This is a genomic window from Mesorhizobium sp. B3-1-7 (assembly GCF_006439385.1).
Lineage (GTDB): Bacteria > Pseudomonadota > Alphaproteobacteria > Rhizobiales > Rhizobiaceae > Mesorhizobium.
The window spans coordinates 66,191-92,958 of record NZ_VFTL01000008.1; the positions used below are offsets into that span (position 1 = coordinate 66,191).

Here is a 26,768-nt window from a genome sequence, read left to right on the forward strand (position 1 = left end):
ACCAATATGATAGATTAGTCTTCTCGAAATGCCAATTTTCGCCGTTCAAACCGCCAGCAGGTGATGGTTCACTCTTTCGATCAATCGCAAGGTGAGAAAAAATGCGCTGCAGGATCGTCGGCGCGCCGGTGCAGGACGGCGCGGGCAGGATGGGATGCGAAATGGGGCCGAGCGCGCTGCGCACGGCGGGGCTGGTCTCGGTGCTGGCCGAGCTCGGCCACGAGGTCGAGGACTGGGGCGCGGTCGAGAAGGCCGCGGCGCGGCCCGTGGTCCACGGCAACCTGGCGCTGAAGGCGCTGCCGGAGATCTCCGCCTGGACGGCGGCGATCGCCGAGACCGCCTACGCCGCTTCCAGGGACGCCATGCCGATCTTCCTCGGCGGCGACCATTCGATCTCCGCCGGCACCGTGTCCGGCGTGGCGCGCCGCGCTGCCGAGCGCGGCCGGCCGCTCTTCGTGCTGTGGCTCGACGCGCATCCCGATTTCCACACGCTCGACACCACCACCAGTGGCAATCTGCACGGGGTGCCGCTCGCCTATGCCAGCGGCCAGGCGGGTTTCAAGGGTTATTTCCCGGATCTGCCGCAAGCGGTCGACCCGGCCCGCATCTGCGCCATCGGCCTGCGCAGCGTCGACCCGGCCGAGCGCCGCGCGCTCACTGAAGCCGGCGTCACCGTGCATGACATGCGCGCCATCGACGAGCACGGCATCGCGCCCTTGCTGCGCGCCTTCCTGGCCCGCGTCGAGAAGGAGAACGGGCTCCTGCATGTCAGCCTCGACGTCGATTTCCTCGACCCCTCGATCGCGCCGGCCGTCGGCACCACGGTGCCCGGCGGCGCCACCTTCCGCGAGGCGCATCTGGTGATGGAGATGCTGTCCGACTCAGGCCTGGTTTCGAGCCTCGACCTGGTCGAATTGAACCCGTTCCTCGACGAGCGCGGCCGCACCGCGACCCTGATGGTCGACCTCACCGCCAGCCTGATGGGCCGCCGCATCATGGACCGCCCGACCCGCAGCCACTCCGGAAGCCTCTGACCATGACCCAGCCTTCGCGCCTTGCCATCGTCCCCTTCGTCAGCGTCGACCGCATGATGAAGCTTGTGCTCGCCATCGGCGTCGAGCGCTTCCTGACCGAGCTCGCCGCCTATATCGAGGAGGATTTCCGCCGCTGGGAGCTGTTCGACAAGACCCCGCGCATCGCCTCGCACAGCCATGACGGCGTCATCGAGCTGATGCCGACCAGCGACGGCAAGATGTACGGCTTCAAATATGTCAACGGCCATCCGAAGAACATGCGCGAGGGCCGCCAGACGGTCACCGCCTTCGGCGTGCTCGCCGATGTCGGCTCCGGCTATCCGATGCTCTTGACCGAGATGACCATTCTGACGGCGCTGCGCACCGCCGCCACCTCTGCCGTCGCGGCCAAATACCTGGCGCCGAAGGGCAGCCAAGCCATGGCCATCATCGGCAACGGCGCCCAGTCCGAGTTCCAGGCCATCGCCTTCAAGGCGCTGCTCGGCATCGATAGGCTGCGGCTCTACGACATCGACCGCTCGGCTTCCGAAAAATGCGCCCGCAACCTCGCCGGCAAGGGTTTCGACATCACCATCTGCGCGACAGGACAGGATGCCGTGGAAGGCGTCGACATCATCACCACGGTGACCGCCGACAAGCAGTACGCCACCATCCTCACCGACAACATGGTCGGCTCCGGCGTCCACATCAATGCCGTCGGCGGCGACTGCCCCGGCAAGACCGAGCTGCACCGCGACATCCTCGTGCGCTCCGACATCTTCGTCGAGTTCCCGCCGCAGACCCGCATCGAGGGCGAGATCCAGCAGCTCGACGCCGATCATCCGGTGACCGAGCTGTGGCAAGTGATGACCGGCCAGGCTGAGGGCCGCAAATCGGCCAAGCAGATCACGCTGTTCGATTCCGTCGGCTTCGCCACGGAAGATTTTTCCGCGCTGCGCTACGTCCGCGACCAGCTCCAAGCCACCGGCCTCTACGAGGAGCTCGACCTGCTCGCCGACCCCGACGAGCCGCGCGACCTGTTCGGGATGCTGCTGAGGGCGGCCGTGCAGCCGGCGACTTGAAGCCAATCGCATAGGGCGTCCCCCTCTCCGTCTTATGTAGCGCTGGTCGACCCCCACTCCGTCTCGGCTTCGCCGAGCCACCTCTCCCCCGTTCGACGGGGGAGAGGAAAGGCGCCAAGCTTCTTGCCGTCAACGCTCGTCCAGCAACGCTCCCTTCCTTTCCCTCCGGAGGGGGAAAGGTGGCGCTGCGAAGCAGCGACGGATTGGGGGAACCACCTGGCAATCAAGCCTCCGCCTGATCGGTCACGCCAGTCACAGAAGGTGTGCATAGCAGTGGGGGAGAGGTGGATCGGCGCGCAGCGCCGAGACGGAGCGGGGGCTGGCGCCGGCGTCGACAATCACAAACACTACCGCCGCGCCGCGCAGCTTTCCCTTTCGACCAGCACCGGCGCCAGCACCTCGCGGCGCGAGGGCGCGGCCGGATCGCCGAGCCGTTCCAGCAGCAGGCTCACCGCCCGCGTGCCGATCTTTTCGACTGGCTGCGCGATCGTCGTCAGCGGCGGCCAGGTGGTGACGGCATAGGGGATGTCGTCGAAGCCGACCATCGACATGTCGTCGGGAACCCGCAATCCGCGCGAGCGCAGCAGGGTCAGCGCGCCCATCGCCATCAGATCGTTGCAGGCAAACAGCGCCGTGATGTCGGGCGCCTGCGCCATCAGCTGCTCCATCGCCAGCCGGCCGCCGGCGAAATGATAGTCGGAATCGACGATCGAGGACGGCGGCAGCTCGAGGCCTGCCTCGCCAAGCGCGCGGACAAAGCCGCGCAGGCGGGCGGGGCTGGAGCTCGAATCGCGCGGCCCGCCGATGACGCCGATCTTCCGGTGGCCGAGCCCGGCCAGGTATCTGCCGGCGAGATAGCCGCCATGGTCGTGGTCGACCAGCACGGAATCGACATTGACGGACTGGATCTCGCGGTCGAGCAGCACCGCCGGCACGCTGGGCAGGAGGCGGGCGAAGACCCGCGCGTGGTCGGACGAGCCGGCGAAGATCAGCCCGTCGATCTGCTTGGCCATCAGCACCGAGAGATAGCGCTCCTCCTTCTCGGCATTGCCGTCGGAGTTGCACAGGATCACCGTGTAGCCGGAGACGAAGCCGGCATCCTCGATCTGCCGCGCGACGCTGGCGAAGAACGGATTGGAATTGTCCGGAAGCAGCAGGCCGATGGTCTTGGTCTCGCCGCGCCGCAGGCTCCGCGCCACCGAGTTCGGGCTGTAGCGCAGCGCCGCGATCGCGGCGCGCACGCGCTCTGCCGTCTCCGGCTCGACATGGCGGGTATGGTTCATCACATGCGAGACGGTAGCGACGGATACCCCCGCATGGCGCGCGACATCGGCGATCGTCGTCATGGCCCGTTCCCCTCAGCGGATCCTCCGCAACAGCCTCTCCCGGTACGCGTCTAGGATGACCGCGAGCACGATGACAAGGCCGATTACGATGGGTTTGAAATTGTCGCCGACGCCGAGCAGCTGCAATCCGGTGGAGAGCACCTGCAGGATGCAGGCGCCGACCAGCGTGCCGATGATCGAGCCCTTGCCGCCGCTGAGGCTGGTGCCGCCGATGATGACGGCGGCGATCGCGTTGAGCTCGTAGCCGACGCCGGCGATCGGGCTGCCGATGTTGAGGCGCAACAGATAGACCATGGCGGCGATGCCGGCGGTGAGCCCGCTGATGGTGAAGGCGGCGACCTTGTAGAAATCCGGATTGTGGCCCGACAGCCGCACCGCCTCGTCATTGGTGCCGACGGCGAAGATCATGCGGCCGAAGACGGTGAAGCGCAGCACGAACCAGCCGGCCGCGATCACCAGCACCGCGACCAGGAAGATCGACGGCAGGAAGCCGCCGATGATCAGGTTGCCGAAATCGACGAAACTCTGCGGCAGGCCGGTGATGGTGGAATTGTCGCTGACGACGCGGGCAGCGCCTGCCGCCATGTTGAGCATGCCGAGCGTGACGATGAAGGAGGGTATCTTCCAGCGCGTCGAGATCCAGCCATTGAGGAAGCCGCACACCGCGCCCGTCGCCATGCAGGCGAGCAGCGCCAGCGTGATGGCGACGGCCGGCGACAGGCTCTCGTCGATCATCACGGTGGCGCCGACGACCGTGCACAGCGCCAGCACCGAGCCGACCGAAAGGTCGATGCCGCCGGTGAGGATGACGAAGGTCATGCCGGCCGCCAGCACCGTGTTGATGGCGATCTGCACGAAGATCTTCAGCGCGTTGCCGGAGGTGGCGAAATAAGGGGCGGTGGCCGAGAAGAACAGCGTGATCAGCACCAGTGCCAGGAGCACGCCGGCATCGCGCACCAGGAAGCGCAGGAACTTCGCCCGGCCCGGAGAAACAGGCGCCGCCACGGCTATCTCGGACGTCTCGCTCATGGTCGCACATACTCCTGATAGGCGAGCGACAGGATGCGCTCCTGGTCGAATTCGGATCGCGGCACCTCGCCGACGATCCTGTTCCTGGAAAAGACGATGATGCGGTGGCACATGCCCATCAATTCGGGCAGGTCGGACGACACCATGATGATGCCCTTCTGCTGCGCCGCCAGCATCCAGAGCAGCTGGTAGATCTCGCGCCGCGCGCCGATATCGACGCCGCGCGTCGGCTCGTCGAGGATCAGCGTCGAGGTGCCGCGGAACAGCCATTTGGCCAGAACCACCTTCTGCTGGTTGCCGCCGGAAAGGTTGCGCACCGCCTGCTCGATCGAGCTTGCCTTGACGCGCAGCTGGCCGACCAAATCGTTTGCTGCCGCGCTCTCCGCCCGGCGGTTGAGCAGCCCGTTGCGCGAGACCTTGGCGAGATCGGTAATGGTGATGTTCTTGTCGACGGCCATGTCGAGCAGCAGGCCCTGGCTCTTGCGGTCCTCGGTGAGCAGGCTCAGGCCGTGCCGCACCGCGTCCTTGGGCGCGGCGATCGCCACCGGCTTGCCGTCGATCTCGACGACGCCGTCGAGCTTGGGATCGGCGCCGAACAAGGCGCGCATGGCCTCGGTGCGGCCGCTGCCGACCAGGCCGGCGACGCCGAGGATCTCGCCATGGCGCACGGCGAAGGAGATGTCCGGCGTCGCGGCGTCGCGCTTCAGATTGGCGACGCTGAGCGCGACCTTGCCCGGCACGATCGAAGCGTCGAAACCGTATTCGTCGGCGATGTCGCGGCCGATCATCATGCGCACAAGGTCGGGCACGGTGAGGCCCTCGAGATCGCGGGTCGCGACCAGCCTGCCATTGCGCAGCACCGTCACCCGGTTGCCGATCTCGAACACCTCGTGCAGCCGGTGCGAGATATAGATGATGGTGACGCCCTTGGCCTTCAGCCGCTTGATGATGGAAAACAGCCGTCCGATCTCCGGCGGCGTCAGCGTCGCCGTCGGCTCGTCCAGCACCAAGAGCTTCGAGTCGTAGCTCAGCGCCTTGGCGATCTCGACCAGCTGCATCTGCGCGACGCCCAAGGCCTCGACGCGCGTGCGCGGATCGATGTCGAGGCCGACTTCCTTCAGCAGCGCCACCGCGCGGCTGTTGAGCGCCCTGCGGTCGACGATGCCGAAGGCGCGGCGCGGCAGGCTTTCCAGCATCAGGTTCTCGGCGATGCTGAGATAGGGCAGGAGGTTCAGCTCCTGATGCACGACGCGGATGCCGCTCTGTTGCGCGTCATGCGGTGTCTTCGGCTGGTAGGGCTGGCCATTGAAGGCGATCTTGCCCGAGTCCGGCTGGTAGATGCCGGCCAGGAGCTTGATCAGCGTCGACTTGCCGGCGCCGTTCTCGCCCAGGATGATATGGGTCTCGCCACGCGCGATCGACAGCGACACATCGCTCAGCGCGACGGCGCCGGGAAAGATCTTTCCGACCCCTTCAAGGGAAAGAATCACGTCGTTCATGCGGCAATCCTGAACAGCGCTCTTCTACCGCAACGGCGGTACGAGCGCGCGGTCATCGTCGCCGGCAGGTGGCCGGCGACGATGACGAGACAAGCAGAACACCGGAGGGAGTCCCGGCGGCGGCTCGCCTCAGGCGGTGATCAGCTTGATGTCGGTCTTGACCCAGCCGGAGAATTTCTCGCCGGCAAGCTCGCGCAGGCCGTAGTCGATGCCCATGGCCGCCATCTGCGCGCCATACTGCTCGACGGTGGCGAGCATCTTGCCGTCCTTCAGCAGCGGGCCGACGGCCGGGATGTTGTCGAAGCCGACGACCTTGATCTGGCCGGATTTGCCGGCCGCGTCGATCGCCTTGACGACGCCGAGCGCCATCGAGTCGTTGGCCGCCATCACGCCCTGGATATCCGGATGCTGGGTGAGGAAGTTGGTCATCAGCGTGTTGGCCTCCTCGGTTTCCCAATGCGCGGTCTTGGAATCGAGCAGGTCAAGGCCGTTTTCCTTCACCGCGTCGTCGAAGCCGAGCTTGCGTTCCTTGGCGTTGTCGGCCTCGGGATTGCCTTCGAGGATAACGACCTTGCCGCCCTTGCCCAGCGCCTTGCCGAGCGCGTCGCCGGCGAGTTTGGCGCCGGCGCGGTTGTCCGGCCCGAAGAAGGCGAGGTCGATGCCGGCTTTCTTCTTGGCCTCGGTATCGAGCGAGACGTCGATGTTGATCACCTTGATGCCGGCCTTCAGCGCCTTGGCGATCGGCGTGACCATGGCCTTCGAATCGGCCGGCGCCACGACGATGATGTTGTAGTTCTGGGTGATGAAGTTCTCGATCGCGTCGACCTGCGCGGCGAAGTCGCGCTCGTCCTTCATGCCGACGGCGGCGAAATCGAACTTGTCCTTGTTCTTGGCCGCGTAGTCCTCCGCGCCGGCCTGCATCTGCTTGAAGAACTCGTTGGCGAGCGACTTCATGACCAGGCCGACCTTCGGCTTGTCGGCTGCAAGCGCCGGGCCGAGCGGCAGAGCGAGCGCGCCTGCAGCCAAGGCGCTGGTCTTCAGGAACTGGCGGCGTGAGAACGGGCCAAGCCCGTGCGTGTCCGAAATCTTGCTCATAGTCTCCTCCACTTGATTGAGCCGTAATCGGTTACGTAACCGATTACGCTACAAAGTAGATTGCTATTTTATCAGATGTCAACGTCGTGGGTAAGGACGGGAGGAGCGCCGGCGCCGAAGCTGCCGATCTCCCCGCAAGGGGGAGATTACGCCATTTGCGGTTTTCGCCACATCACCTCCACCCCAGCGCCGGCGCGACGTGCTTCAGGATAGACTCGAGGACATGGGCGTTGTAGTCGACGCCGAGCTGGTTGGGCACGGTGAGCAGCAGCGTGTCGGCCTCGGCGATCGCCTCGTCCTCCTTGAGCTGTTCCGCCAGCTTGTCCGGCTCGTCGGCATAGGTGCGGCCGAACACGGCGCGCTTCTCGGGCTCGATATAGCCGAAATGGTCCTCGCCCTCGCTGCCGCCGAAATAGGCGCGGTCCATGTCGTTGACGAGGGCAAAAATGCTGCGGCTGACCGAGACGCGCGGCTCCCTTGTATGGCCGGCTTCCTTCCAGGCGGCGCGGTAGGCTCTTATCTGCTTGGCCTGCTGGACATGCAGCGGCTCGCCGCTCTCATCGAATTTCAGCGTCGAGCTTTGCAGGTTCATCCCGAGCTTGGCCGCCCATACCGCGGTCGCGTCGGTGGCGGCGCCCCACCAGATGCGGTCGCGCAGGCCGGCCGAGAAGGGTTCCAGCCTAAGCAGGCCGGGCGGGTTGGGGAACATCGGTCGCGGATTGGGCTGGGCAAAGCCTTCGCCGCGCAACAGGTCGAGGAAGATTTCCGAATGCCGGCGCGCCATGTCGGCGTCGCTCTTGCCCTCTTCGGGCACATAGCCGAAATGGCGCCAGCCATCGATCACCTGCTCGGGCGAGCCGCGGCTTATGCCCAACTGCAGACGCCCGCCGGCGATGAGGTCTGCAGCGCCCGCGTCCTCGGCCATGTAGAGCGGGTTCTCGTAGCGCATGTCGATGACGGCGGTGCCGAGCTCGATACGCCGGGTTTTGGCGCCCGCCGCGGCAAGCAACGGAAACGGCGAGGCGAGCTGCCGGGCAAAATGGTGGACGCGGTAATAGGCGCCGTCGGCGCCGAGCTCCTCGGCCGCGACCGCGAGGTCGATCGACTGCAAAAGCGCGTCGGCGCCCGAGCGCGTGCCCGATTGCGGCGAGGGCGACCAATGCCCGAACGACAGAAATCCGATCTTCTTCATGGCTCCATTCCTGCTGCAGCGGCCCATCGACCGCTCGAACTCCCTGTTGCTCCAGCAGATAGCCAGGGCAGTGGCGCGATACAACGGACACCGAACGGATACAGACCGTCAACGGGTAAGGCCCCCCAGCGCGCCGGTCGGTCCCGTGATCCACGGCCGGCGTTGTCACACGGATGTAATGAACATTTCGGAGTGTCGGTGCCGTAGCGATTGCTACGAACCTTCCTGACGAATGGCCGACCATCATGACATCCGACGATTCCGCCGACCGGCAAAGCGCTTTCGACGATCGTGTCGAGGCGGCCTTCGAAACCCTGCCGCCGGCCGAGCAGCGCATGGCGCGCTTTTTCGTCGGCCAGAAGCAGGCGGTGCTGCTGGGATCGGCGGCCGAGATCGCCGCGCTTGCCGGCGCCAGCGACGCAACCGTGGTGCGCACGGCACGCTCGCTCGGCTTCGACAGCCTGTCGGCGCTGCGCCAGGTGCTGCTCGCGGACCTGACCGGCACGGCCTCACCCGGCAGGCGGCTGGCCCGCACCTTGCAGGAGACCGGCGGCGACAGCGCCGCGGCGCTGCGCCATGTCGTCGGCCTCCATGAAAGCGCGCTCGAGGCGCTGAAGCGGCCGGAGATGGAAGCGTCTTTCGCCAACGCCGTCGATCTCCTGGCCGCCGCCCGTCGCCGCCACATCTTCGGCATCGGCCCCTCGGGCGCCATGGCCGAATACGCGGCCCTGCAATTCAACAGGATCGGCCTGCCGAGCAGCGCGCTTTCCGTGTCGGGCGTAGCGCTTGCCGACCGCCTGCTGTGGCTGGAGAGCGGCGATGCCGTGTTGATGATGGCCTACGCACCGCTTTACCGCGAGGTCGAGATCGTCCTCGACCAGGCCGGCCTGCGTGACGTGCCGGTGGTGCTGATCAGCGACAATCTCGGGCCGCTCGTCTCCGACAAGGTGGCTGTGACGCTCCCGGTCCCGCGCGGCAAGGCAGACCACCTCGCCACCCATGGCGGCACCATGGTGCTCATCGAGGCAATGATCATCGCCCTGGCCGCCAAGGCCGGCGAGACCGCGTTCGACAGCCTGGACCGGTTGAGCGGCCTGCGCGGCGCGATCGACAAGGCATGGATAAAACGCGGGACGCGCAAGAAGTAAATGCCACTGACATAAAAATGTCAGCCAAAGAGGTATAATATACAATTGGTATTACTTTGCCTTCTCGAAACAACAGGAGAGCGAGATGACTATAAAGACAACGCTTGGACTTGCGTTGAGTTTGACGGTTCTATCCATCGCCGCGCCGGCCTGCGCCGCGGATCTGGTGCTCTATGACGCGCTCGACTTTGCCGGCCCGGTCGCCAAGGCCTTCCAGGCCAAGACCGGGCTGACCGTCGACATCGTCGAGCCCGGCAGCACCGGCGAAACGCTGGGCAAGATCGCAGCTGAAGGCAATAACCCGCAATTCGACATCGTCTGGCTCGACGGCTCCGCCGTGATGGAGCGCATGGCGGCCGACCACGTGCTGCAGCCGGTGCCGACCGACGAATTCGACAAGATCGCCTGGACCGATCTCGGCAAGTCGCTGATCCCGCAGAGCCACGCCTTCCTGCCGACCGGCACCAGCACCACCGCGATCGAGGTCAACACCAAGAAGGTCAAGGCCGACAAGATGCCGAAATCCTGGGCCGATCTGCAAGGCTTCGCCGGCAGCGTCGCCGCCAAGGACCCGAACCTCTCCGGCCCGGCCTATCAGTGGCTTGCCGGCCTGTTCCAGACCAACGGCGTCGATGCCGGCAAGGAGCTGCTCGCCAAGACGCTGACCAACAAGTCGCTCTCGGGGCTCTCCAGCGGCGGCAAGGTCAACAAGGCGGTGCTGACCGGCGACGCCTCGGTCGGCATCAACCAGGACAGCGCCATCTTCTCCAAGATCGCCGCCGGCGAGCCTGTCGCCGCCGTCTATCCGAGCGAGGGTTCGGTGTCGCTGCCGCAGGGCCTCGGCATCAGCGCCAGGACGCAGCATATGGATGCTGCGCGCAAGTTCATCGAATTCGTCACCAGCGCCGATGGCCAGGCCGCGATGCAGAACGGCGACGACACCGACTTCTTCTACATTCCGATCGTCAAGGGCGTGAACCCCAAGCCCGGCCGCGAGACCAGCATCGCCTACACCCATCTCGACGACGCGACGGCCTCGGCGCACGAGACGGAGTGGAAGCAGTGGTACAAGGAAAAGTTCGTCCAGTGACCGCGCTCGCCTGGCAATGACGATGGTGCAGAAATTCGATGCCGCCGCCGGCGGCATCGGCTCGAGCGGGTGGGCGCGCGGACGCCTGCCCGCGCTGGCGCGCCTTGGCGGGCCGCTGGCGGTCTATGCCGTCTTCGCTCTGCTGATCGGCCTGCCGCTGGCGCTCGTGCTGCTGCAGGCCGTGGTGCCTGGGCTGTTCGCGGTCGACGGCGCGCAAGGCCTCTTCAGCGCCGAGCCGCTCGCGCGCGTCTTCTCCTCACCCTATATCGCCGGCTCGATCCTGCATTCGCTGGAGCTCGGCCTGCTTGCGGCCCTGACGACGACCATGCTCGGCGGCGCCTTCGCCGTGCTGGTGCAGCGTTGCGACATCCCGCTGCGCGGCCCGCTTTCGCTGGTGCCCTGGCTGGTGTTCCTGACGCCGTCCTATCTGAAGGCGCTGGCCTGGGTGCTTTTGATGTCCTCCGGCGGCTACCTGGCGCAGCTTGGCTTTTTGCCGCCTTGGCTCGGCGCTTCCTTCTTCGGGCTGGCCGGCCTGGTCTTCGTGCACACGCTGAGCCTCTTCCCGCTCGCGGCTTTCATCATCGGCAGCGCGCTGGCGGGGCTCGGCAGCGAGCTGGAGGACGCCGCGCGCCTGTCGGGCGCCGGGCCGCTCAGGATCTGGCTGCGCGTCAACGGCCCGTTGCTGGCGCCGGCGATTGTGCTGAGCTTCATCGCCACCTTCGCCGAAGTGCTCTCCGATTTCGGCCTGGCCTCGACGATTGCCAGGATGTCGAGCTTCGGTGTGCTGACCTATGGCATCTATGCCGCGGCGAGCGACTATCCCGTCGACTTCCCGGCCGCCGGCGCGCAGGCCCTGGTGCTGCTGGCGCTGGTTCTGCTCGTCATCGTGGCCGACAGGCTGCTGCGCCGCCGCGCCGATCCGCGGCTGATTTCCGGACGGGCCAGGCCGGCCCGGCGCTATCGGCTCGGCGCCTGGCGCTGGCTCGCTTTTGCGATGGCACTGCTGGTCGCCTTCCTCGCGCTCATATTGCCGCTCGGCGCCATCGCGGTGCGGGCGCTCACCAGCACGCTCGGCAACGGTCTGGCGCCGGACAATTTCACCCTCGCCAATCTCGGCGCGGCGCTTAGCCTGCACACGGCGGCCAATGAAGGGCTCATGCGCAGCCTCTTTTACGCCGGCTTTGCGGCGGTCATCGCCAGCACGCTGGCCTTGCTGCTTTCGGCCCAGCTCGATCGTTCGAGCCCTGTCATGCGCACTGCGGTGCTTGGCCTGTCGCTCGGCGCGGTCGCGATCCCCGGCATCGTGCTCGGCTTCGGCTACATCCTGGTCTGGAACCGGCTGCCCGGTTTTCGCGACTGGCCGTTCCCGCATTACGGCGACGGCTCGCTGCTGGTCATGGGCTATGTCGCGGCGGCGCTGCCCTATTGCCTGGTCGTCATCCTCTCGGCCGTCGGCCAATTGGCGCCGAGCCTGACCGACGCCGCGCGGATCTCCGGCGTCGGCGCGGTCCGGCGTCTCATCTCGGTGACCTTGCCGCTGATCCTGCTCAGCGTCGTCACGGCCTTCCTGCTTACCTTCATCCGCACCGTGTTCGAATTGCCGATGTCGCAGATGCTGATCCCGCAAAGCGGTCCGCCGGCGCCGACGCTCATCCTGAAATTGTTCAGCCATGACCGCGACGGGCTGGCCTGCGCCATCGCGCTCGCCGCCATGGCCGCCGCCGGCGGCGCCGCGGCGTTGATCTGGTATCCGCTCAAGCGCTTCATTGCATTTGGCCGGCCGCAAGGCACTCCGGCCGCGTCGGGAGGGCCGGCATGACCGCTTCGCTCCATTGCGCCGGCATCTCGAAGTCGCTCGGCGGGCGCGCCGTGCTCAGCAACCTCGACCTCGCCATCAGGGCCGGCGAGGTGGTCTCGCTGCTCGGCCCGAGCGGTTCCGGCAAGACCACGCTGCTGCGCAGCATTGCCGGGCTGGTCGACCCTGACAGCGGCACGATCGCGCTCGGCGACCGTGTCGTCTGGAGCGAAACATCCGTCCTGCCCGCTGAAAAGCGCAGGATCGGCATGGTGTTCCAGGACTACGCGCTCTGGCCGCATATGACGGTGGCCGGCAACCTGTCGTTCGGGCTGCGCGCGCAGCGGCTCGCCGAACCGGAGATCGCCGTCCGTGTCGGCCATGCGCTGGAGGTCGCGCGGCTCGCACCCTATCGCGATCGCTACCCCTCGGAACTGTCGGGTGGACAGCAGCAGCGCGTCGCCATCGCCCGCTGCCTTGCGGCGCGGCCGGCGCTGATGCTGTTCGATGAGCCGCTCAGCAATCTCGACGCGGCGCTTCGCGAGGACATGCGCATCGAGATGATGGAGCTGGTGCGGCGCGAAGCTGCCACCGTCATCTATGTGACGCATGACCAGGCCGAAGCCATGGCCGTTTCGGATCGCATCGCGGTGATGCGCGACGGCCGCATCGCCCAGTTCGACACGCCGCGGGCGATCTACGAGCGGCCGGCCGATTCCTTCGTCGCCGGTTTCATCGGCGGCTTTTCGGTGGTGCCCGGCACCGTGCGCGACGGGCTGTTCAGCGTGCGGGGCGCCGCCGCCGACAGCCTGCGCACACCCGGGGCGAAATCCGGCGACGGCATGCTTGTGGTCCGGCCGGAAGACGCGCGGCCGGCCGAGGCGCATCCCGGCAACCGGCTGCAGGGCAAAGTGCTGTCGAGCGCCTTCCAGGGCCGCTGCTGGCGGCTGGCGGTGGAGCTCGGCCCGCAACGCGTCCGCCTCGACTGGCCGGAAGCGCCGCCGGTCGGCTCCTCGCTGGCGTTCTCGCTGCCGCCCGAACGCTGTATCGTTCTCGCCAACTGATGATTCCGAACTATAGGATGCCTGCATGCATGGCCTGACACCCATACTTTCCACCGTGACGGCCTCTTTCCTGGCCTCCTTCGTCGAGGTGGTCGAAGCCTTGACGATCGTACTCGCCGTCGGCGTGACGCGCAGCTGGCGCCCGGCGCTGACTGGCGCGGCGCTGGCGCTTGCCGTGTTGGCGGCGCTGGTGCTGGCGTTCGGACCGCTGCTGGCGCTCGTTCCCATCACCGTCCTGCAATTCGTGGTCGGCGTGCTTTTGATCCTGTTCGGCATGCGCTGGCTGAGGAAAGCGATCCTGCGCAGCGTCGGTGTCATCGCGCTGCATGACGAGGAGCAGGCCTTTTCCAAGGAGACGGCGGCGCTGCAGCGGCAGGCCGACGACCGCCGCGCCGACTATCTGGCGGCCGTCGCGTCGTTCAAGGCGGTGCTGCTCGAAGGCGTCGAAGTGGTGTTCATCGTCATCGCCGTCGGCGCCGCGCATGGCCGGACGCTCTATGCCGGCCTCGGCGCGCTGGCCGCCTTCGTGCTGGTGACGCTGATCGGCCTCGCCGTGCACCGGCCTTTGGCGCGCGTGCCGGAAAACGCCCTGAAATTCGTCGTCGGGCTGATGCTGACCAGCTTCGGCGTGTTCTGGACCGGCGAAGGCCTCGGCGCCGAATGGCCGGGCGCCGACCTCGCTCTGCTCGCCATCTTCGCCATCATTGCCGCCGCATCCTTCGCCATCGTGCGCTGGCTGCGCGGCGCCTATCCGACGCCCGCCGAAGGAGTCGCCCGATGACCATGATCCGTCTTGTCTTCAAGGAGCTCCTCGGCATGTTCGTCGACGATGGCAGCCTGGCGCTGCTGGCGCTGATCCTCATTGCACTGATCGCCGCCGCGGTGAAGTTCCTGGGGCTGCCGCCGCTCATCGGCGGCTGGCTGCTTCTCGCCGGCTGCCTGGCAATTCTTCTGCAGAGCACGCGCCGCGCCGCGCGCGGCAGGGCGCGCTGATCGCGTAACGCTGGAGATTGGCGGAAGCTTCCCAGCTTCGTCATTCCAGGGCGGAGCAGCCGCGAAGCGGCGTCGCGGAGACCCTGGAATCCATGCCGTGCCCTCAGCCGTGGAATGCAGCGAGGCAGAATTCTGCACCGTTGTGACGCTTCAAAGTAATGGCATGGATCCTATGGTCTGCGCGCGTCGCTTCGCTCCTTGCTCCGCCATAGGATGACGATCGCGATGGGCGCTTCAGACAATCTCAAAGCATGCCGCCTGCCAAGGCAAAGCATAGCCGCCGGCCAAATCCGCGCCGGAAAACTAATAGACCGTAAAAAGCGTCGGCAGGTCGCCGCTGAGGCGGAAATACTCCACCGCCTCGATGACCGGGAACAGCGCCAGGAAATAGAGCCCGTCGCGGAACGTGTTCCGCAGCGCGCGCGTCGAAAACAGCCACTGGGCCTCGTCGCGGTAAAGCAGCGGATTCGGCCAGAAGCGCGGCGTGCGGTCGGCATAGGCCGCGTAAGCCGCACCGAACTTGCCGGCGAGGTATTCGGCCTCCTTGCGCGCGGTGAAGCGGAAGACGAGGAAGCTCGCCAGCCCGAGCATCGCGGCGGCCAGCAGCGAGCCGAACATCAGGCCGATGCCGGCAGCGCCGACGGTCGAGAAGAAATAGAGCGGGTTGCGGGTCATCGAGAACGGACCGGACATGATCAGCTCGTCATTCTTCCTGCCGCCGACGAATAGGATGCTCCACAGCCGGCCAAGGAAACAGATCAGCACCATCGCGAACCCGATCGTCTCGACGATTTCGTGCCCGTCCGACCCTTCGGCCAGCGCCGGCTTGCTGAACAGGAGCAGGATGACGGCAAGCACGGCGGCCGCCTGCACGACGATCAGACGCTTGTGCTGGTCGAACGCCTTCGGCGCCGATTTGAGGGACGTATAGGCCATTCTTCTCACCGCTCCGGCGCCGACAGGGGCGCCGAGGCTTCTCTAGCTGTTCCGCCGCGGGATGACGAGGCCCGGTAGAGGTTTTCGGCCGACCTTACGAATTTGTAAGCGCGCGGACAGGCCGCGGTGAATTCGCCCGTCTAGCCTGACGATCGCCGCCAAACGCGATTTCGGGCGGCGAATGGATCATCAACCTCGGGATAATGTCATGAACAAATTTGCCCTTGCTTTCGCCTTTGCCGCTACCGCGATCATCGTTCCCTTGGCTTCGGCGATTGCCGCCCCGACGCCTTGCGAGACGGCTCTGAAGGACCTGCGCGCCGCCGAGGCCAAGGCGACACCTAACGATGCCGACAAGAACAAGGTTTCCGAACTGGAGACGAAGGGCATCGAACGTTGCAACGCCGACGACGACAAGCGCGCCGACGACTTCTTCGCCCAGGCTATGAAGATTCTTGGCAAGTAAGCGGCGGAGGAACCGGAAATGGATATCGCCATGACCGTGGCAAGCCACGCACACGAGTCCGAATTGAACCGCGTTCCGGACGTCGCCATCGATTTCTGGCTGATCAAGATCATGGCGGTGACCATGGGCGAGACGGCGGCCGACTATCTCGCCGTCAATCTCGGCCTCGGCCTTACCGCGACATCCTTGATCATGAGCGGCATCCTGGTCGTCGCGCTTGTCCTGCAGTTCGCGCAGAAGCGCTACGTGCCCTGGGCCTATTGGCTCGCGGTCGTGCTGATCAGCGTCGTCGGCACCCTGGTCACCGACAACCTCGTCGACAATTTCGGCGTGCGGCTGGAGACGACGACGATCGTCTTCTCGGTCGCCCTCGCACTGACTTTCGCGGCCTGGTACGCCAGCGAAAAGACGCTCTCGATCCACACCATCTTCACCACCAGGCGCGAGATCTTCTATTGGCTGGCGATCCTGTTCACCTTCTCGCTCGGCACGGCCGCCGGCGATCTGGTGGCCGAGCGTTTCGACATGGGTTATCTCACCACCGGCCTCATCTTCGGCGGCGTGATCGCGGCGATCGCGCTCGCCAGGTTCTTCCTCGGCCTGAACTCTATCCTCGCCTTCTGGCTCGCCTATATCCTGACCCGGCCGTTCGGCGCCTCCTTCGGCGACCTGCTGTCGCAACCGGTCGAGTATGGCGGCATGGGCTTCGGCACCACCGCCACCAGCCTGACCTTTCTCGGCTGCATCGTGGTCATCGTTCTCTATATGACGCTGAGGAACCTGATCGACGAAGACGAACAGGCGCTGCTCGACTAAACCGCTTCTCGCAAAAATGTGTTGCGGCCTTCGCTCCGGCAGCGCTTAAAAACAGATGGTTAGAGCAATTCCAGCAACGGGTGGCGCGGGATTTCCGTCAGGAACCGCGTCCAACGAAGAGATAGACCGGCCAAGAAAAAACCGCAGCCGGCGCTACCATGCCGGTGAGGTTGAGGCGGCAAGGACAGCACGGGGCGATGCGACTTCTGCTTGTTGAAGACGATCCGAGAACCGCCGACTACATCGTCAGGGGGCTGACCGAGGCCGGCCATGTCTGCGATCTGCTGCGCGACGGCCATGACGGGCTCTTCGCCGCGACCCGCAACGCCTATGACGTGATCGTCGCCGACCGCATGGTTCCCGGCCTCGACGGCCTGTCGATGATCAAGGCTGTGCGCGCCGCCGGCATCCGCACGCCGGCCATTTTCCTGACCTCCATCGGCGGCGTCGACGACCGCGTCGAGGGCCTCGAAGCGGGCGGCGACGACTATCTGGTCAAGCCCTTCGCCTTTTCCGAGCTGCTTGCCCGCATCCATGCGCTCGGCCGCCGGCCGGCGGCGCAGGAGCAGAAGACGGCGCTGCGCGTCGCCGACCTCGAAATGGACCTGATCCTGCGCCGCGTGACCAGGCAGGGCCAGCCGATCGACCTGCAGCCGCGCGAATTCAGCCTGCTCGAGGTGCTGATGCGCGGCGAGGGCCGCGTCATCACCCGCACCATGCTTCTGGAGCGCGTCTGGGACTTTCATTTCGACCCCAAGACCAGCGTCGTCGAAACGCATATCAGCCGGCTGCGGGCCAAGGTCGACAGGCCCTTCGACGTGCCGCTGATCCACACCGTGCGCAACACCGGCTACAGCCTGCATGTCCCGGCCTGATCTCGCGGCCGCACGTGCGGGGCGACCCACCGCGATCGCATGAGCGCGACACGCTCCAGCCTGCTGCGCAGCACGCCGTTCAGGCTGGCGCTGACCTTCGCCTTTCTGTTCCTGCTGGCCTTCATCCTGTCCGGCGCGATCGTCTATCAATTGATGAGCGCCTCGCTCGCCAGGCAGCTCGATCAATCGATCAAGGAGACCTATTCGCTGATCGCCGCGACCTATGCCGAGAGCGACGAGGAGGATCTCGTCTCCACGGTCAGGGACCATGCCCAGTTCAGCCAGGACAAGGACGAGATCTTTTCCCTCACCGACAAGGACGGCAACCGCCTTGCCGGGGATTTCACCGCCTCCGCGCTGCCGGACGGCTTTTCCATGTTCGCCGCCAATTTGCCGGGCGTGCCGCCCGACACCGAGTATCGCGCCTATTCGGGCGTGGTCGGCGACAACAATTTGACGGTCGCCTTCTCGCTTTCGGAAACCGAGGATCTGGAAAGGATCGTGCTGATGAGCTTCGGCTGGGCCACGCTCTTCATCACCGTCCTGGCGATCGTCGGCGGCGCCGTGCTTGCCTCGCGCGTCCAGCGGCGCCTCGACGGCATCGCCAGCACCATGGTCGACGTCTCGCATGGTCGTCTCGATGCGCGCATTCCGCTGATCGGCAGCGGCGACGACATCGACGCCGTCTCGGCCCAGGTGAATGCGGCGCTCGAGCGCCTGTCGGCGCTGGTCGACGGCATGCGCGAAGTGAGCGCCAACATCGCCCATGACCTCAAGACGCCGCTCAACCGGCTGCAGATGATCCTGGAATCGGCCGCCGACAAGACGGTGTCGGGCGAGGACGTCTCGACCGAGCTGACCGACGCCCGCGCTGAGAGCCAGCAGATCAACAGCACCTTCGACGCTTTGCTTCGCATCGCCCAAATCGAAGCCGGCGCCCGCAAGGCGCGCTTCGTCGACCTTGATGTCGGCCCGGTCGTCGAGACCATCGGCGAAGTCTATGCCGACGTTGCCGAGGATGATGGCAAGTCCTTGTCCACAGGGATTATTCCGGGTACGAAATGGTATATTCACGGCGACCGCGACCTGCTGATGCAGATGCTCGCCAATCTGGTCGAGAACGCCCTCAGGCATTGCCCGCCGGGCACCGCGATTGAGCTCTCGGTGACCAGGGAAGGCAGCCACGTCCTCGTCCATGTCCGCGACAATGGTCCGGGCATCCCCGCCGAGGAGCGCGAAAAGGTGTTCCGCCGGCTCTACCGGTTGGATGCGAGCCGCACGACGCCGGGCAGCGGCCTGGGCTTGAGCCTGGTCAAGGCGGTGGCCGACCTGCATGGTGCGGCAATAACGCTCGAGGACCGCAACCCGGGTCTCGGCGTGACAATCAGCCTTCCGGCCGTGCGAGTTCCAGATGCCTGAGGCAGGCGGAGCCCGCGTCCCGGCCGCCTTACGCATTTGTATAGCCCCCGCCAGCCGCACGAAAACTCCGGTCTCTAGGCTTGTGCCGTTCCCGCCGGATCGGGAGCGCGGCCCGACGAGGTTCGGGCCGGAAACCTCAGAGAAGAAAGGAAAGAAGATGAAAAAATCCGCCATCGCAGCCGCAGCGATCGTGGCTCTCGCCTCCGCGACCGGGGCCTATGCCAAGGCGGCCAGCGGCACCATCGCCAGCGTCGACAAGAAGGGCGATTCCTTCACGCTGAGCGACGGCAAGACCTTTGCCCTGCCCGAAAACATCGAGGTTGAGACCCTCAAGGTCGGCGAAAAGGTCACCGTCACCTATTCCGCCAAGGCCGGCAAGCTCATGGTTTCGGCCGTCCAACCGGCCAACTGAGCCGACAAGCACGACACGCCGGCAGGGAGAACCCTGCCGGCGACGCCATTCGGCGATGCTACCGCGCGGCGCCCGCCCGGCGGAAATCGGAAGGCGACATGCCGGCGAGCTTGCGGAAGGATTTGTTGAAGGCGCTGAGCGAGCCGAAGCCCGATTCCATGGCGACCCTCAGCACATTGGCGTCCTCATGCATCAACAGCGCCTGCGCGTAGCTCAGGCGCAGCAGATTGAGATATTCGTTGAGCGTCATGCCGGTCGATTTCTTGAACAGGCTCATGGCATATTTGGGATGGATGTCGGCGGCAGCCGCAATGGTCACGCAGTCGATGTCGTAGAGGAAATTCTCGGCGATGTAATCGCACATGCGCCCGACATTGCGCGAGGATTGCTGGTCGAAGGGATTGCCCGCCCCTTGCCCGGAGGCCGCTCCTGGCACCAGGCGGTAGGGCTCGAAGCGCACCCGCTCGAGCCTCAGAAGCAACTCGTTGACGGCATGCTCGGCTCTGGCCGGATCGCCCGAGCGCGCATATTCGTTCCAGCGCCTGAAATTGTCGTTGTCCGACTGGTCGGTGGCGTTGGTCACCAGGGTCGCGCCGGTCATCAGCCGATGGCGTATGTCGGCCGGCAGATGCAGGCGGAAGAAATGCACCAGCGGCAGATGCGCGCCGGCATAGACGGCGTCGTCGGAGAGGTCGTCCATCTGGTGCGGCAGGCCGCCCCAGAACAGGCACATCTCGCCGGCCGACAGCGCAATCTCGTGCTCGGCCATGCGGTAATGCACGCTGCCTTGAACGATGAAATTCACCTCGACCTGGGCGTGCCAGTGCGGCTTCAGCATCACCAACGGGTGGTTGTGGAACATCTGCAAAACAAGCGGCAGTCCTTCGACGCTGCTCGCGCCAGGCTGGTAGAATGGACGCCCCGGCATCTTACTTTCCGCCAACTTCTTATTCCCTTCGTCGGGGACAAGCCTTCCGCGCCGCATAGTCTAGCCACGCTCACAGTGAGAGAGCAAATGAAATGGGAGGATTTCAATGCGCACTACACTGACCTGCGCCGCGCTTATGCTTGCCCTGGGCTCCGGCCCGGCCCTGGCGCAGTCCGGCGAGATCACCATCTGGAGCTGGAACATCGCCGCCTCGTCGTTGAAGGCGACGGTCGAGGGCTTCAACAAGAAATACCCCGACATCAAGGTCACGGTTCAGGACCTCGGCAACCAGCCCACCTATGACAAATCGATTGCCGGCTGCGCCGCCGGCGGCGTCGGCCTGCCCGATATCGTCTCGATCGAGAACGGCGAGGCGGAGAATTACTGGAGCCAGTTCCCGGACTGCTTCGTCGACCTGCACACGCTGGGTTACAGCGCCGAGGACCAGAAGAAATTCCCCGATTTCAAACGCACCGAGCTCGAAGTCGGCGACAGGGCCTATGCGATGCCCTGGGATTCCGGCCCGGTGGCCGTCTTCTACCGCCGCGACTTCTACGAGAAGGGAGGCGTCGACCCGGCCTCGATCAAGACCTGGGACGATTTCATCGCCGCCGGCAAGAAGATCCAGGCCGCCAATCCGGGCGTGTCGATGACCAATGCCGATTTCAACGGCGACACCGAATTCTTCCGCATGATCTCCAACGAGCAGGGCTGCGGTTACTTTGCCGAGGACGGCCAGTCGATCACCGTGGCCGAGCCGAAATGCGTCGACGCCCTGACCAAGGTCAAGGAGATGAAGGACGCCGGCATCGTGTCGTCGGCCGACTGGTCCACCAAGATCACCAACAACACCGCCGGCACCGTCGCCAGCCAGGTCTATGGCGGCTGGTATGAAGGCACGATCCGCACCGAATCACCGAAGGAGAGCGGCAAATGGGGCGTCTATCTGATGCCGAGCCTGACCGCCGACGGCCCGCGCGCCGCCAATCTTGGCGGCTCGTCGCTGGCCATCACCTCGGCCTCCAAGAACAAGGAGGCGGCTTACGCCTACCTGAAATATACGCTGGAGACCAATGAGGGCCAGATCACCATGCTGAAGGATTTCGGCCTGGTGCCCTCGCTGATCTCGGCGCTCGACGACCCTTATGTCGCGCAAGGCCAACCCTATTGGGGCGACCAGGCGGTCTGGAAGGATATCCTGGCGACCCTGCCCAAGGTGGTGCCGAGCCGCGGCACGCAGTTCCAGAGCGACGCCGAGATCATCATGCGCGCCGTGCAGACCAAATATCTGGCCAGCGGCTACCCCGACGCCAAGGCCGCGCTCGACGACGCCGCCAAGCAGATCGCCGCCGCGACTGGTTTGCCGGTGAAGTAGGCGATTAGCACCTTCTCCCCTTGTGGGAGAAGGTGGATTGGCGCGCAGCGCCAAGACGGGGTGCTCCAGCGGAGTGAGACGTCGGCTTTCCCTGGAACACCCCTCATCCGGCCGCTGCGCGGCCACGTTCTCCCACAAGGGGAGAAGGAAAAGACAAGAGAAAGGAGGAAGACGATGCGCACGCAGAACGCCACCGCGTACCGCTTCCTCGCGCCTTATCTTTTGATCTTCGCCATCTTCTGGATCTGGCCGATCATCTCGTCCTTCCTGATCTCCTTCCAGGCGACGCGCACCGTGCCGTGGCGCTTCGCGCCCGCCTTCAACTGGGGCCGCCTGATCGGCGACCCCGCCTTCTACAATGCGCTGAAGAACACGCTGCTGATCCTGGTCATCCAGGTGCCGGTGATGATTGCGCTGGCGATCGTCATGGCGGTGCTGCTGAACTCGCCGCTGCTCAAGGCGCGCGGCCTCTACCGCTTCGCCTTCTTCGCCCCGGTGGTGGTCGGTGAGGTCGCCTATTCGGCCGTCTTCCGGCTGATGTTCAGCCTCGATTTCGGCATCGTCAACAAGCTCTTGAACAGCGTCGGGCTGCCCAAGATCGACTGGTTCTCCAACGTCACGCCGGCCATGGCGCTGATCATGATCGCCGTGACCTGGCGCTGGGCGGGCTACAACGCCATCATCATCCTGGCCGGCCTGCAGTCTATCCCCGAGGACGTCTACGAGGCGGCGACACTCGACCGTGTCAGCCGGCTGAAGCAATTCTTCTACATCACCTTGCCATTGCTGAAGCCGGTCATCGTCTTTTGCGCCGTGCTGTCGATCATCGGCACCATGCAGCTCTTCACCGAGCCGTTCCTGATCACCGAACGCGGCGGACCGGGCGGCGGCACCGAGACGCTCGGCCTGCTGCTCTACCGCCAGGGCTTCCGCTCGCTCAATTTCGGCTACGCTTCCGCCGTCGCCTACACCATGGCCGGGCTGGCCATCGCCATCACCCTGGTGCAGCTCTGGCTGATGAGGGAGCCGAAATGACCTCGCGCTCGCAGGCAAGGCTCGGGCGCGTCATTGCGCTGCATCTTTTCCTGACGCCGCTGGCGCTGGTCTGGCTGTTTCCGCTGTGGATGATGGTGGTGTTTTCCACCATGCCCGACAACGGCATCTTCAGCCCCGGCATCGAGCTTCTGCCGCACGACAATTTCCTCGACAATGTCGCCAACCTGCAGCGCGACACCAATTTCATCGGCGCCATCGGCATCTCGGTCTCGGTCGCGGTGACCTACACGATCCTCTCGGTGCTGCTCACCTCGATGGCCGGCTGGGCGCTGGCGCGCTACGAATTCCACGGCAAGGGCGCGGTGGTGGCGATCATCTTCGGCACCATCACGCTGCCCTACGCGGTGGTGCTCATCCCGCAATTCATCATGGTGGCGCGCGACTTCGCTCTGGCCAACACCTGGATCGCGCTGATCGTGCCGCCACTGTTCAATTCGCTGGGCGTGCTCTTCATGCGGCAGGCTTTCTCGATGATGCCGGCGGAGCTGTTCGACGCGGCGCGCGTCGAGGGCGTCAAGGAATGGCGCATCTTCCTGTTCGTGGCGCTGCCGCTGGCCCGCCCGATGCTCGCGGCGCTCGCGATCATTCTCTTCCTCGCCTCGTGGAACAACTATCTCTGGCCGCTGCTGATCAACAGCCAGCCGGGCGCGATGACCGCGCCGGTGGCGCTCGGCACGCTGATCGGCCTGACCAAGGTTTCGTGGGGCGGCATCATGGCCGGCGCCGTCATGCTGACGGTGCCGATGCTCGTTGTCTTCGTGCTGTTGCAGCGTCATTTCATCGCCGGCATCGCCGCCGGCGCGGTCAAGTAGGAAGGAGCGCAATGGCGGCCGTCACCCTCACCAATGTCGTCAAACGCTTCGGCGTCTTCGAAGTCGTCCACGGCGCCAACATCGACATCGCCGACGGCGAGTTCGTCGTCTTCGTCGGTCCGTCCGGCTGCGGCAAGTCCACGCTTCTGAGGATGATCGCCGGGCTGGAGGACATCAGCGGCGGCGACATCGCCATCGGCGGCAAGGTGATCAACGATGTCGAGCCGGCCGAGCGCGGCATCGCCATGGTGTTCCAGTCCTACGCGCTCTACCCGCATATGACCGTCGAGCAGAACCTCTCCTTCGGCCTCAGGATGAACGGCAACCCGAAGGCCGACACCGAGCGCCGGGTCAGGAAAGCCGCCGAAATCCTGCGCATCGACGAATTGATGCAACGCCGGCCGAAGCAACTCTCCGGCGGCCAGCGCCAGCGCGTCGCCATCGGCCGCGCCATCGTGCGCGAGCCGCAGGTCTTCCTGTTCGACGAGCCGCTCTCCAATCTCGACGCCGAGCTAAGAGTCCAGATGCGCGTCGAGATCTCGCGCCTGCACAAGGAACTCGGCGTCACCATGATCTATGTGACGCACGACCAGACCGAGGCCATGACGCTGGCCGACCGTATCGTCGTGCTGAAGGCCGGCAATGTCGAGCAGATCGGCGCGCCGCTCGATCTCTACGACGACCCGGCAAACCGTTTCGTAGCCGGCTTCATCGGCTCGCCGAAGATGAATTTCCTCAGCGCCAAGGTCGTGGAGATCTCCAACAGCGCGACAATCGTCGAGCTCGTCCATCATGGCGGCGCGCGGTTGCGCAAACCGCTCGCCGAAGCTTTTCCCGCCCTTGATGCCGAGGTCGTGCTTGGCGTCAGGCCGGAGCATTTCTTCGAGGCCGGCGAGGGCGATTGCGACATCCCGGTCAAGGCCGACGTCGCCGAGCATCTCGGCTCGGTGAGCTATGTCTACGCCAATGCCGGACCCGAGGAGCTGATCGTCGAGCGCGAGGCCTCGCGCCAGCGCGCCAGCGGCGATCATTTCACGGTCTCGATCAAGGCGGAACGGGCGCTGCTCTTCGACAAGGCAGGCGCAAGGATCCGCTGACCCGAAAGTTTTCTTTGCCGGCATGCCAGGCGTGGCGGCGACCCATGGAGTATTTGATATGACATCCTCATCCAAGAAAATCCGCTGGGGCATCCTCGGGCCCGGCAGCATCGCAAAGTCCTTTGCCGGCGGCGTGGCGCAGTCGCGCACCGGCACGCTCGAGGCGCTCGGCGCCCGCAATCCGGGCAAAGCGGGGCTTGCCGAGACCTTTCCAGGCGCGCGCATCCTCGACGGCTACGACGCGCTGCTTGCCGACGATGGAGTCGACGCCGTCTACATTTCGATCCCGCATCCCGGCCATGCCGAATGGGCGATCAAGGCTGCCGAAGCCGGCAAGCATGTCTTATGCGAAAAGCCGCTGGCCCTGACCGCCTTCGAAGCCGACGCCATGATGCATGCGGCACGCAAGGCCGGCACCTTCCTCGGCGAAGCCTTCATGTACCGGCTGCATCCGCAGACCCTGCAACTGGTCGAGCTGATCAAGTCGGGCGCCGTTGGCGAGGTGCGCATGATCAAGTCGAGCTTCGGCTTCGCCATGCCGGGCTTCATGCCGGAGCACCGGCTTTACGCCAACGAACTCGCCGGCGGCGGCATCCTCGATGTCGGCGGCTATCCCGTATCGATGGCGCGGCTGATCGCGGGCGCTACGATCGGCCAGCCTTTCGCCGAGCCCGACAAGGTTGTGGGCGCCGCCCATCTTGGCCAGTCCGGCGTCGACGAGTGGGCTTCCGCGCTGCTGCATTTCCCCGACGGCATCGTCGCCGAAATCTCCGGCAGCATCTCGCTCGACCAGGACAATGTGCTGCGTATCCTCGGCACCAAGGGCCGCATCGAGGTGCCCGATTTCTGGTTCGCCGGTGGCAACCGCGATGTCGGACCGGGCCGGATCGAGGTGATCCGGTCCGGGGCCGCTCGCGAGGTGATCAGCCTCGGCGAGACCTGCCACCTCTATTCCTTCGAGGTCGACGCCGCCGGCGAGGCGATCCTCGCCGGACGGCAGGAATTCGCCTGGCCCGGCATGTCCTGGGCCGACAGCCTCGGCACGCTGCGCGTCCTCGACAGATGGCGCGCCGCTGTCGGGCTCGAATACGAGATCGAGAAGCCGGCTAAGCGTGTCAACACCATCTCCGGCCGGCGGCTGCGAACCAACGGCGCCGCCATCGGCAAGCGTGACATTCCCGGCCTGTCGATGCCCGTCTCGCGGCTGGCACTCGGCTTCGAGGATTTCCGCAGCTTCTCCTCCGGCTCGATCCTGCTCGATGCCTGTTTCGAGGCCGGCGGCAATCTGTTCGACACCGGCTTTGTCTACGGCGCCGGCTACACCGAGACGCTGCTTGGCCAATGGCTCGCCAATCGCGGCATGCGCGCGCAATCGGTGATCATCGCCAAGGGCGCGCATTCGCCGCTCTGTTATCCCGACGTCATCGGCAAGCAACTGGCACAGTCGCTCGACCGGCTGCAGACCGACCATGTCGACATCTATTTCATGCATCGCGACAATCCGGACGTGCCGGTCGGCGAATTCGTCGACGCGATGGACGCGGAGGCCAGGGCCGGCCGCATCCGCGGCCTGTTCGGCGGCTCCAACTGGACGATGGAGCGCATGGACGCGGCCATTGCCTATGCCGAGAAGAACGGCAGGCAGAAGCCCGGCGCGCTGTCCAACAATTTCTCGCTGGCCGAGATGCTGGAGCCGATCTGGGCCGGCTGCGTCACCTCGTCGACCGACGCCTGGAAAGCCTGGCTGGCGGCGCGGCAGATGCCGAACTTCGCCTGGTCGAGCCAGGGCCGCGGCTTCTTCACCGACCGAGCCGGCCGCGACCGGACCGACAATGAGGAGTTGGTGCGGGTCTGGTACTCGGAAAAGAATTTCGGCCGCCGCGACCGCGCCATCGAACTGGCGCGAAAGCTCGGCAAGAGCCCGATCCATGTCGCGCTGGCTTACGTGCTGGCGCAGCCCTTTCCGTCCGTGCCGCTGATCGGCCCCCGCACGCTGGACGAGTTGGAGGACAGCCTCAAGGCGCTGGATATCAAGCTGACGCCGGAGGATGTGGCGTGGCTGGACGAGGGGCCGGAAAGGCGCAGGGCGTAGGGGATAGACCACGAGCGAAATGACGGACGTCGCGTCCCTTCGCCCCCTCTCTGCCCTGCCGGGCATCTTCCCCTCAAGGGGGGATCAGATGTCACGCCGGCTTTCGCCAATCACCAATGTTGCAGAAAAGGTGCCAGC

At 65.5% G+C, this 26,768-nt stretch carries 25 protein-coding genes; 18 read left to right on the forward strand and 7 right to left on the reverse strand.

From position 1 onward, the window contains the following. Positions 1-101: 101 nt before the first annotated feature. Positions 102-1,034 carry an arginase gene (gene rocF / locus FJ417_RS08970; RefSeq protein ID WP_140659063.1) on the forward strand — a complete coding sequence of 311 codons (933 nt, stop codon included), beginning with the start codon at positions 102-104 and terminating at the stop codon, positions 1,032-1,034. 2 nt (positions 1,035-1,036) lie between these two features. Continuing rightward, on the forward strand, positions 1,037-2,095 hold the full coding sequence (locus FJ417_RS08975; protein WP_140783201.1) for an ornithine cyclodeaminase: 1,059 nt from the start codon (positions 1,037-1,039) through the stop codon (positions 2,093-2,095). Between the two features lie 347 nt (positions 2,096-2,442). Here the strand turns inward: FJ417_RS08975 and FJ417_RS08980 are convergent, their stop codons facing one another. The 5 genes from FJ417_RS08980 to FJ417_RS09000 form a co-directional block, all read right to left on the reverse strand. After that, complete coding sequence (locus FJ417_RS08980) at positions 2,443-3,441, reverse strand: substrate-binding domain-containing protein (protein ID WP_140783202.1); 999 nt, start codon at positions 3,439-3,441, stop codon at positions 2,443-2,445. A 12-nt stretch (positions 3,442-3,453) separates the two neighbouring features. Further along, complete coding sequence (locus tag FJ417_RS08985; protein WP_140783203.1) at positions 3,454-4,470, reverse strand: ABC transporter permease; 1,017 nt, start codon at positions 4,468-4,470, stop codon at positions 3,454-3,456. Then, positions 4,467-5,969, reverse strand: coding sequence for a sugar ABC transporter ATP-binding protein (locus FJ417_RS08990; RefSeq protein ID WP_140783204.1), 1,503 nt, complete (start codon positions 5,967-5,969; stop codon positions 4,467-4,469). The genes FJ417_RS08985 and FJ417_RS08990 overlap by 4 nt, the downstream gene beginning before the upstream one ends. Positions 5,970-6,098: 129 nt before the next feature. Continuing rightward, a complete protein-coding gene (locus FJ417_RS08995) occupies positions 6,099-7,064 on the reverse strand; it encodes a sugar ABC transporter substrate-binding protein (protein WP_140783205.1) in 966 nt (321 codons plus the stop codon). Between the two features lie 172 nt (positions 7,065-7,236). Next, a complete protein-coding gene (locus FJ417_RS09000; RefSeq protein WP_140783206.1) occupies positions 7,237-8,256 on the reverse strand; it encodes an LLM class flavin-dependent oxidoreductase in 1,020 nt (339 codons plus the stop codon). Between the two features lie 245 nt (positions 8,257-8,501). Between FJ417_RS09000 and FJ417_RS09005 the strand changes: the two genes are divergently transcribed. The 6 genes from FJ417_RS09005 to FJ417_RS09030 all read left to right on the forward strand — a co-directional run bounded on the left by FJ417_RS09005 (position 8,502) and on the right by FJ417_RS09030 (position 14,346). Beyond that, the gene (locus FJ417_RS09005) at positions 8,502-9,404 is read left to right on the forward strand and encodes a MurR/RpiR family transcriptional regulator (protein ID WP_140783207.1); all 903 of its coding nucleotides are present in this window, start codon (positions 8,502-8,504) and stop codon (positions 9,402-9,404) included. An 85-nt stretch (positions 9,405-9,489) separates the two neighbouring features. Next, positions 9,490-10,494, forward strand: coding sequence for an extracellular solute-binding protein (locus FJ417_RS09010; protein ID WP_140783208.1), 1,005 nt, complete (start codon positions 9,490-9,492; stop codon positions 10,492-10,494). A gap of 22 nt (positions 10,495-10,516) precedes the next feature. Then, positions 10,517-12,313 (forward strand): iron ABC transporter permease, encoded by a 1,797-nt coding sequence (locus FJ417_RS09015; RefSeq protein WP_181183191.1) that lies wholly within the window; start codon positions 10,517-10,519, stop codon positions 12,311-12,313. Further along, the gene (locus FJ417_RS09020) at positions 12,310-13,353 is read left to right on the forward strand and encodes an ABC transporter ATP-binding protein (protein WP_140783222.1); all 1,044 of its coding nucleotides are present in this window, start codon (positions 12,310-12,312) and stop codon (positions 13,351-13,353) included. The genes FJ417_RS09015 and FJ417_RS09020 overlap by 4 nt, the downstream gene beginning before the upstream one ends. Before the next feature lie 25 nt (positions 13,354-13,378). Then, positions 13,379-14,134, forward strand: coding sequence for a COG4280 domain-containing protein (locus FJ417_RS09025; RefSeq protein WP_140783210.1), 756 nt, complete (start codon positions 13,379-13,381; stop codon positions 14,132-14,134). Continuing rightward, positions 14,131-14,346: a hypothetical protein gene (locus tag FJ417_RS09030; RefSeq protein WP_140783211.1), complete on the forward strand. Its 216-nt coding sequence runs from the start codon at positions 14,131-14,133 to the stop codon at positions 14,344-14,346. The genes FJ417_RS09025 and FJ417_RS09030 overlap by 4 nt, the downstream gene beginning before the upstream one ends. A gap of 303 nt (positions 14,347-14,649) precedes the next feature. Here FJ417_RS09030 and FJ417_RS09035 read toward each other — a convergent pair whose 3' ends face one another. Continuing rightward, positions 14,650-15,282 (reverse strand): isoprenylcysteine carboxylmethyltransferase family protein, encoded by a 633-nt coding sequence (locus tag FJ417_RS09035; RefSeq protein WP_140783212.1) that lies wholly within the window; start codon positions 15,280-15,282, stop codon positions 14,650-14,652. A gap of 208 nt (positions 15,283-15,490) precedes the next feature. Between FJ417_RS09035 and FJ417_RS09040 the strand changes: the two genes are divergently transcribed. The 5 genes from FJ417_RS09040 (at position 15,491) to FJ417_RS09060 (ending at position 19,270) form a co-directional block, all read left to right on the forward strand. Next, entirely contained in the window at positions 15,491-15,748 is a 258-nt protein-coding gene (locus FJ417_RS09040; RefSeq protein WP_140783213.1) for a hypothetical protein, read from the forward strand. 18 nt (positions 15,749-15,766) lie between these two features. Then, positions 15,767-16,564: a hypothetical protein gene (locus tag FJ417_RS09045; RefSeq protein WP_246687422.1), complete on the forward strand. Its 798-nt coding sequence runs from the start codon at positions 15,767-15,769 to the stop codon at positions 16,562-16,564. A 197-nt stretch (positions 16,565-16,761) separates the two neighbouring features. Beyond that, a complete protein-coding gene (locus FJ417_RS09050; RefSeq protein WP_042645381.1) occupies positions 16,762-17,439 on the forward strand; it encodes a winged helix-turn-helix domain-containing protein in 678 nt (225 codons plus the stop codon). Between the two features lie 39 nt (positions 17,440-17,478). Further along, entirely contained in the window at positions 17,479-18,858 is a 1,380-nt protein-coding gene (locus FJ417_RS09055) for an ATP-binding protein (protein ID WP_140783214.1), read from the forward strand. A 157-nt stretch (positions 18,859-19,015) separates the two neighbouring features. Beyond that, positions 19,016-19,270, forward strand: a complete 255-nt coding sequence (locus FJ417_RS09060; protein ID WP_140783215.1) for a DUF1344 domain-containing protein — start codon at positions 19,016-19,018, stop codon at positions 19,268-19,270. Between the two features lie 58 nt (positions 19,271-19,328). Here the strand turns inward: FJ417_RS09060 and FJ417_RS09065 are convergent, their stop codons facing one another. After that, positions 19,329-20,198, reverse strand: coding sequence for a helix-turn-helix domain-containing protein (locus FJ417_RS09065; protein WP_140783216.1), 870 nt, complete (start codon positions 20,196-20,198; stop codon positions 19,329-19,331). Between the two features lie 106 nt (positions 20,199-20,304). Here FJ417_RS09065 and FJ417_RS09070 point away from each other — a divergent pair, with 106 nt between their 5' ends. The 5 genes from FJ417_RS09070 to FJ417_RS09090 all read left to right on the forward strand — a co-directional run bounded on the left by FJ417_RS09070 (position 20,305) and on the right by FJ417_RS09090 (position 26,630). After that, positions 20,305-21,573, forward strand: coding sequence for an ABC transporter substrate-binding protein (locus FJ417_RS09070; protein WP_140783217.1), 1,269 nt, complete (start codon positions 20,305-20,307; stop codon positions 21,571-21,573). Between the two features lie 174 nt (positions 21,574-21,747). Beyond that, positions 21,748-22,608, forward strand: coding sequence for a sugar ABC transporter permease (locus FJ417_RS09075; RefSeq protein ID WP_140783218.1), 861 nt, complete (start codon positions 21,748-21,750; stop codon positions 22,606-22,608). Next, positions 22,605-23,441: a carbohydrate ABC transporter permease gene (locus FJ417_RS09080; protein ID WP_140707360.1), complete on the forward strand. Its 837-nt coding sequence runs from the start codon at positions 22,605-22,607 to the stop codon at positions 23,439-23,441. The genes FJ417_RS09075 and FJ417_RS09080 overlap by 4 nt, the downstream gene beginning before the upstream one ends. An 11-nt stretch (positions 23,442-23,452) precedes the next feature. Next, positions 23,453-24,538, forward strand: a complete 1,086-nt coding sequence (gene ugpC / locus FJ417_RS09085) for a sn-glycerol-3-phosphate ABC transporter ATP-binding protein UgpC (protein ID WP_140783219.1) — start codon at positions 23,453-23,455, stop codon at positions 24,536-24,538. 58 nt (positions 24,539-24,596) lie between these two features. Beyond that, entirely contained in the window at positions 24,597-26,630 is a 2,034-nt protein-coding gene (locus tag FJ417_RS09090; protein ID WP_140783220.1) for an aldo/keto reductase, read from the forward strand. Positions 26,631-26,768: the final 138 nt, after the last annotated feature.

What these genes read in the sequence shown, in the direction of transcription:
- FJ417_RS09040 (WP_140783213.1), top strand. Translation starts at nt 15,491, where the DNA reads ATGAACAAATTTGCCCTTGCTTTCGCCTTTGCCGCTACCGCGATCATC.
- FJ417_RS09050 (WP_042645381.1), top strand. Translation starts at nt 16,762, where the DNA reads ATGCGACTTCTGCTTGTTGAAGACGATCCGAGAACCGCCGACTACATC.
- rocF (WP_140659063.1), top strand. Translation starts at nt 102, where the DNA reads ATGCGCTGCAGGATCGTCGGCGCGCCGGTGCAGGACGGCGCGGGCAGG.
- FJ417_RS09010 (WP_140783208.1), top strand. Translation starts at nt 9,490, where the DNA reads ATGACTATAAAGACAACGCTTGGACTTGCGTTGAGTTTGACGGTTCTA.
- FJ417_RS08985 (WP_140783203.1), bottom strand. Translation starts at nt 4,470, where the DNA reads ATGAGCGAGACGTCCGAGATAGCCGTGGCGGCGCCTGTTTCTCCGGGC.
- ugpC (WP_140783219.1), top strand. Translation starts at nt 23,453, where the DNA reads ATGGCGGCCGTCACCCTCACCAATGTCGTCAAACGCTTCGGCGTCTTC.
- FJ417_RS08990 (WP_140783204.1), bottom strand. Translation starts at nt 5,969, where the DNA reads ATGAACGACGTGATTCTTTCCCTTGAAGGGGTCGGAAAGATCTTTCCC.
- FJ417_RS09090 (WP_140783220.1), top strand. Translation starts at nt 24,597, where the DNA reads ATGACATCCTCATCCAAGAAAATCCGCTGGGGCATCCTCGGGCCCGGC.
- FJ417_RS09020 (WP_140783222.1), top strand. Translation starts at nt 12,310, where the DNA reads ATGACCGCTTCGCTCCATTGCGCCGGCATCTCGAAGTCGCTCGGCGGG.
- FJ417_RS09075 (WP_140783218.1), top strand. Translation starts at nt 21,748, where the DNA reads ATGCGCACGCAGAACGCCACCGCGTACCGCTTCCTCGCGCCTTATCTT.
- FJ417_RS09080 (WP_140707360.1), top strand. Translation starts at nt 22,605, where the DNA reads ATGACCTCGCGCTCGCAGGCAAGGCTCGGGCGCGTCATTGCGCTGCAT.
- FJ417_RS09005 (WP_140783207.1), top strand. Translation starts at nt 8,502, where the DNA reads ATGACATCCGACGATTCCGCCGACCGGCAAAGCGCTTTCGACGATCGT.
- FJ417_RS08980 (WP_140783202.1), bottom strand. Translation starts at nt 3,441, where the DNA reads ATGACGACGATCGCCGATGTCGCGCGCCATGCGGGGGTATCCGTCGCT.
- FJ417_RS09000 (WP_140783206.1), bottom strand. Translation starts at nt 8,256, where the DNA reads ATGAAGAAGATCGGATTTCTGTCGTTCGGGCATTGGTCGCCCTCGCCG.
- FJ417_RS09065 (WP_140783216.1), bottom strand. Translation starts at nt 20,198, where the DNA reads ATGCCGGGGCGTCCATTCTACCAGCCTGGCGCGAGCAGCGTCGAAGGA.
- FJ417_RS09030 (WP_140783211.1), top strand. Translation starts at nt 14,131, where the DNA reads ATGACCATGATCCGTCTTGTCTTCAAGGAGCTCCTCGGCATGTTCGTC.
- FJ417_RS09070 (WP_140783217.1), top strand. Translation starts at nt 20,305, where the DNA reads ATGCGCACTACACTGACCTGCGCCGCGCTTATGCTTGCCCTGGGCTCC.
- FJ417_RS09035 (WP_140783212.1), bottom strand. Translation starts at nt 15,282, where the DNA reads ATGGCCTATACGTCCCTCAAATCGGCGCCGAAGGCGTTCGACCAGCAC.
- FJ417_RS09055 (WP_140783214.1), top strand. Translation starts at nt 17,479, where the DNA reads ATGAGCGCGACACGCTCCAGCCTGCTGCGCAGCACGCCGTTCAGGCTG.
- FJ417_RS09060 (WP_140783215.1), top strand. Translation starts at nt 19,016, where the DNA reads ATGAAAAAATCCGCCATCGCAGCCGCAGCGATCGTGGCTCTCGCCTCC.
- FJ417_RS08995 (WP_140783205.1), bottom strand. Translation starts at nt 7,064, where the DNA reads ATGAGCAAGATTTCGGACACGCACGGGCTTGGCCCGTTCTCACGCCGC.
- FJ417_RS09045 (WP_246687422.1), top strand. Translation starts at nt 15,767, where the DNA reads ATGGATATCGCCATGACCGTGGCAAGCCACGCACACGAGTCCGAATTG.
- FJ417_RS09015 (WP_181183191.1), top strand. Translation starts at nt 10,517, where the DNA reads ATGGTGCAGAAATTCGATGCCGCCGCCGGCGGCATCGGCTCGAGCGGG.
- FJ417_RS09025 (WP_140783210.1), top strand. Translation starts at nt 13,379, where the DNA reads ATGCATGGCCTGACACCCATACTTTCCACCGTGACGGCCTCTTTCCTG.
- FJ417_RS08975 (WP_140783201.1), top strand. Translation starts at nt 1,037, where the DNA reads ATGACCCAGCCTTCGCGCCTTGCCATCGTCCCCTTCGTCAGCGTCGAC.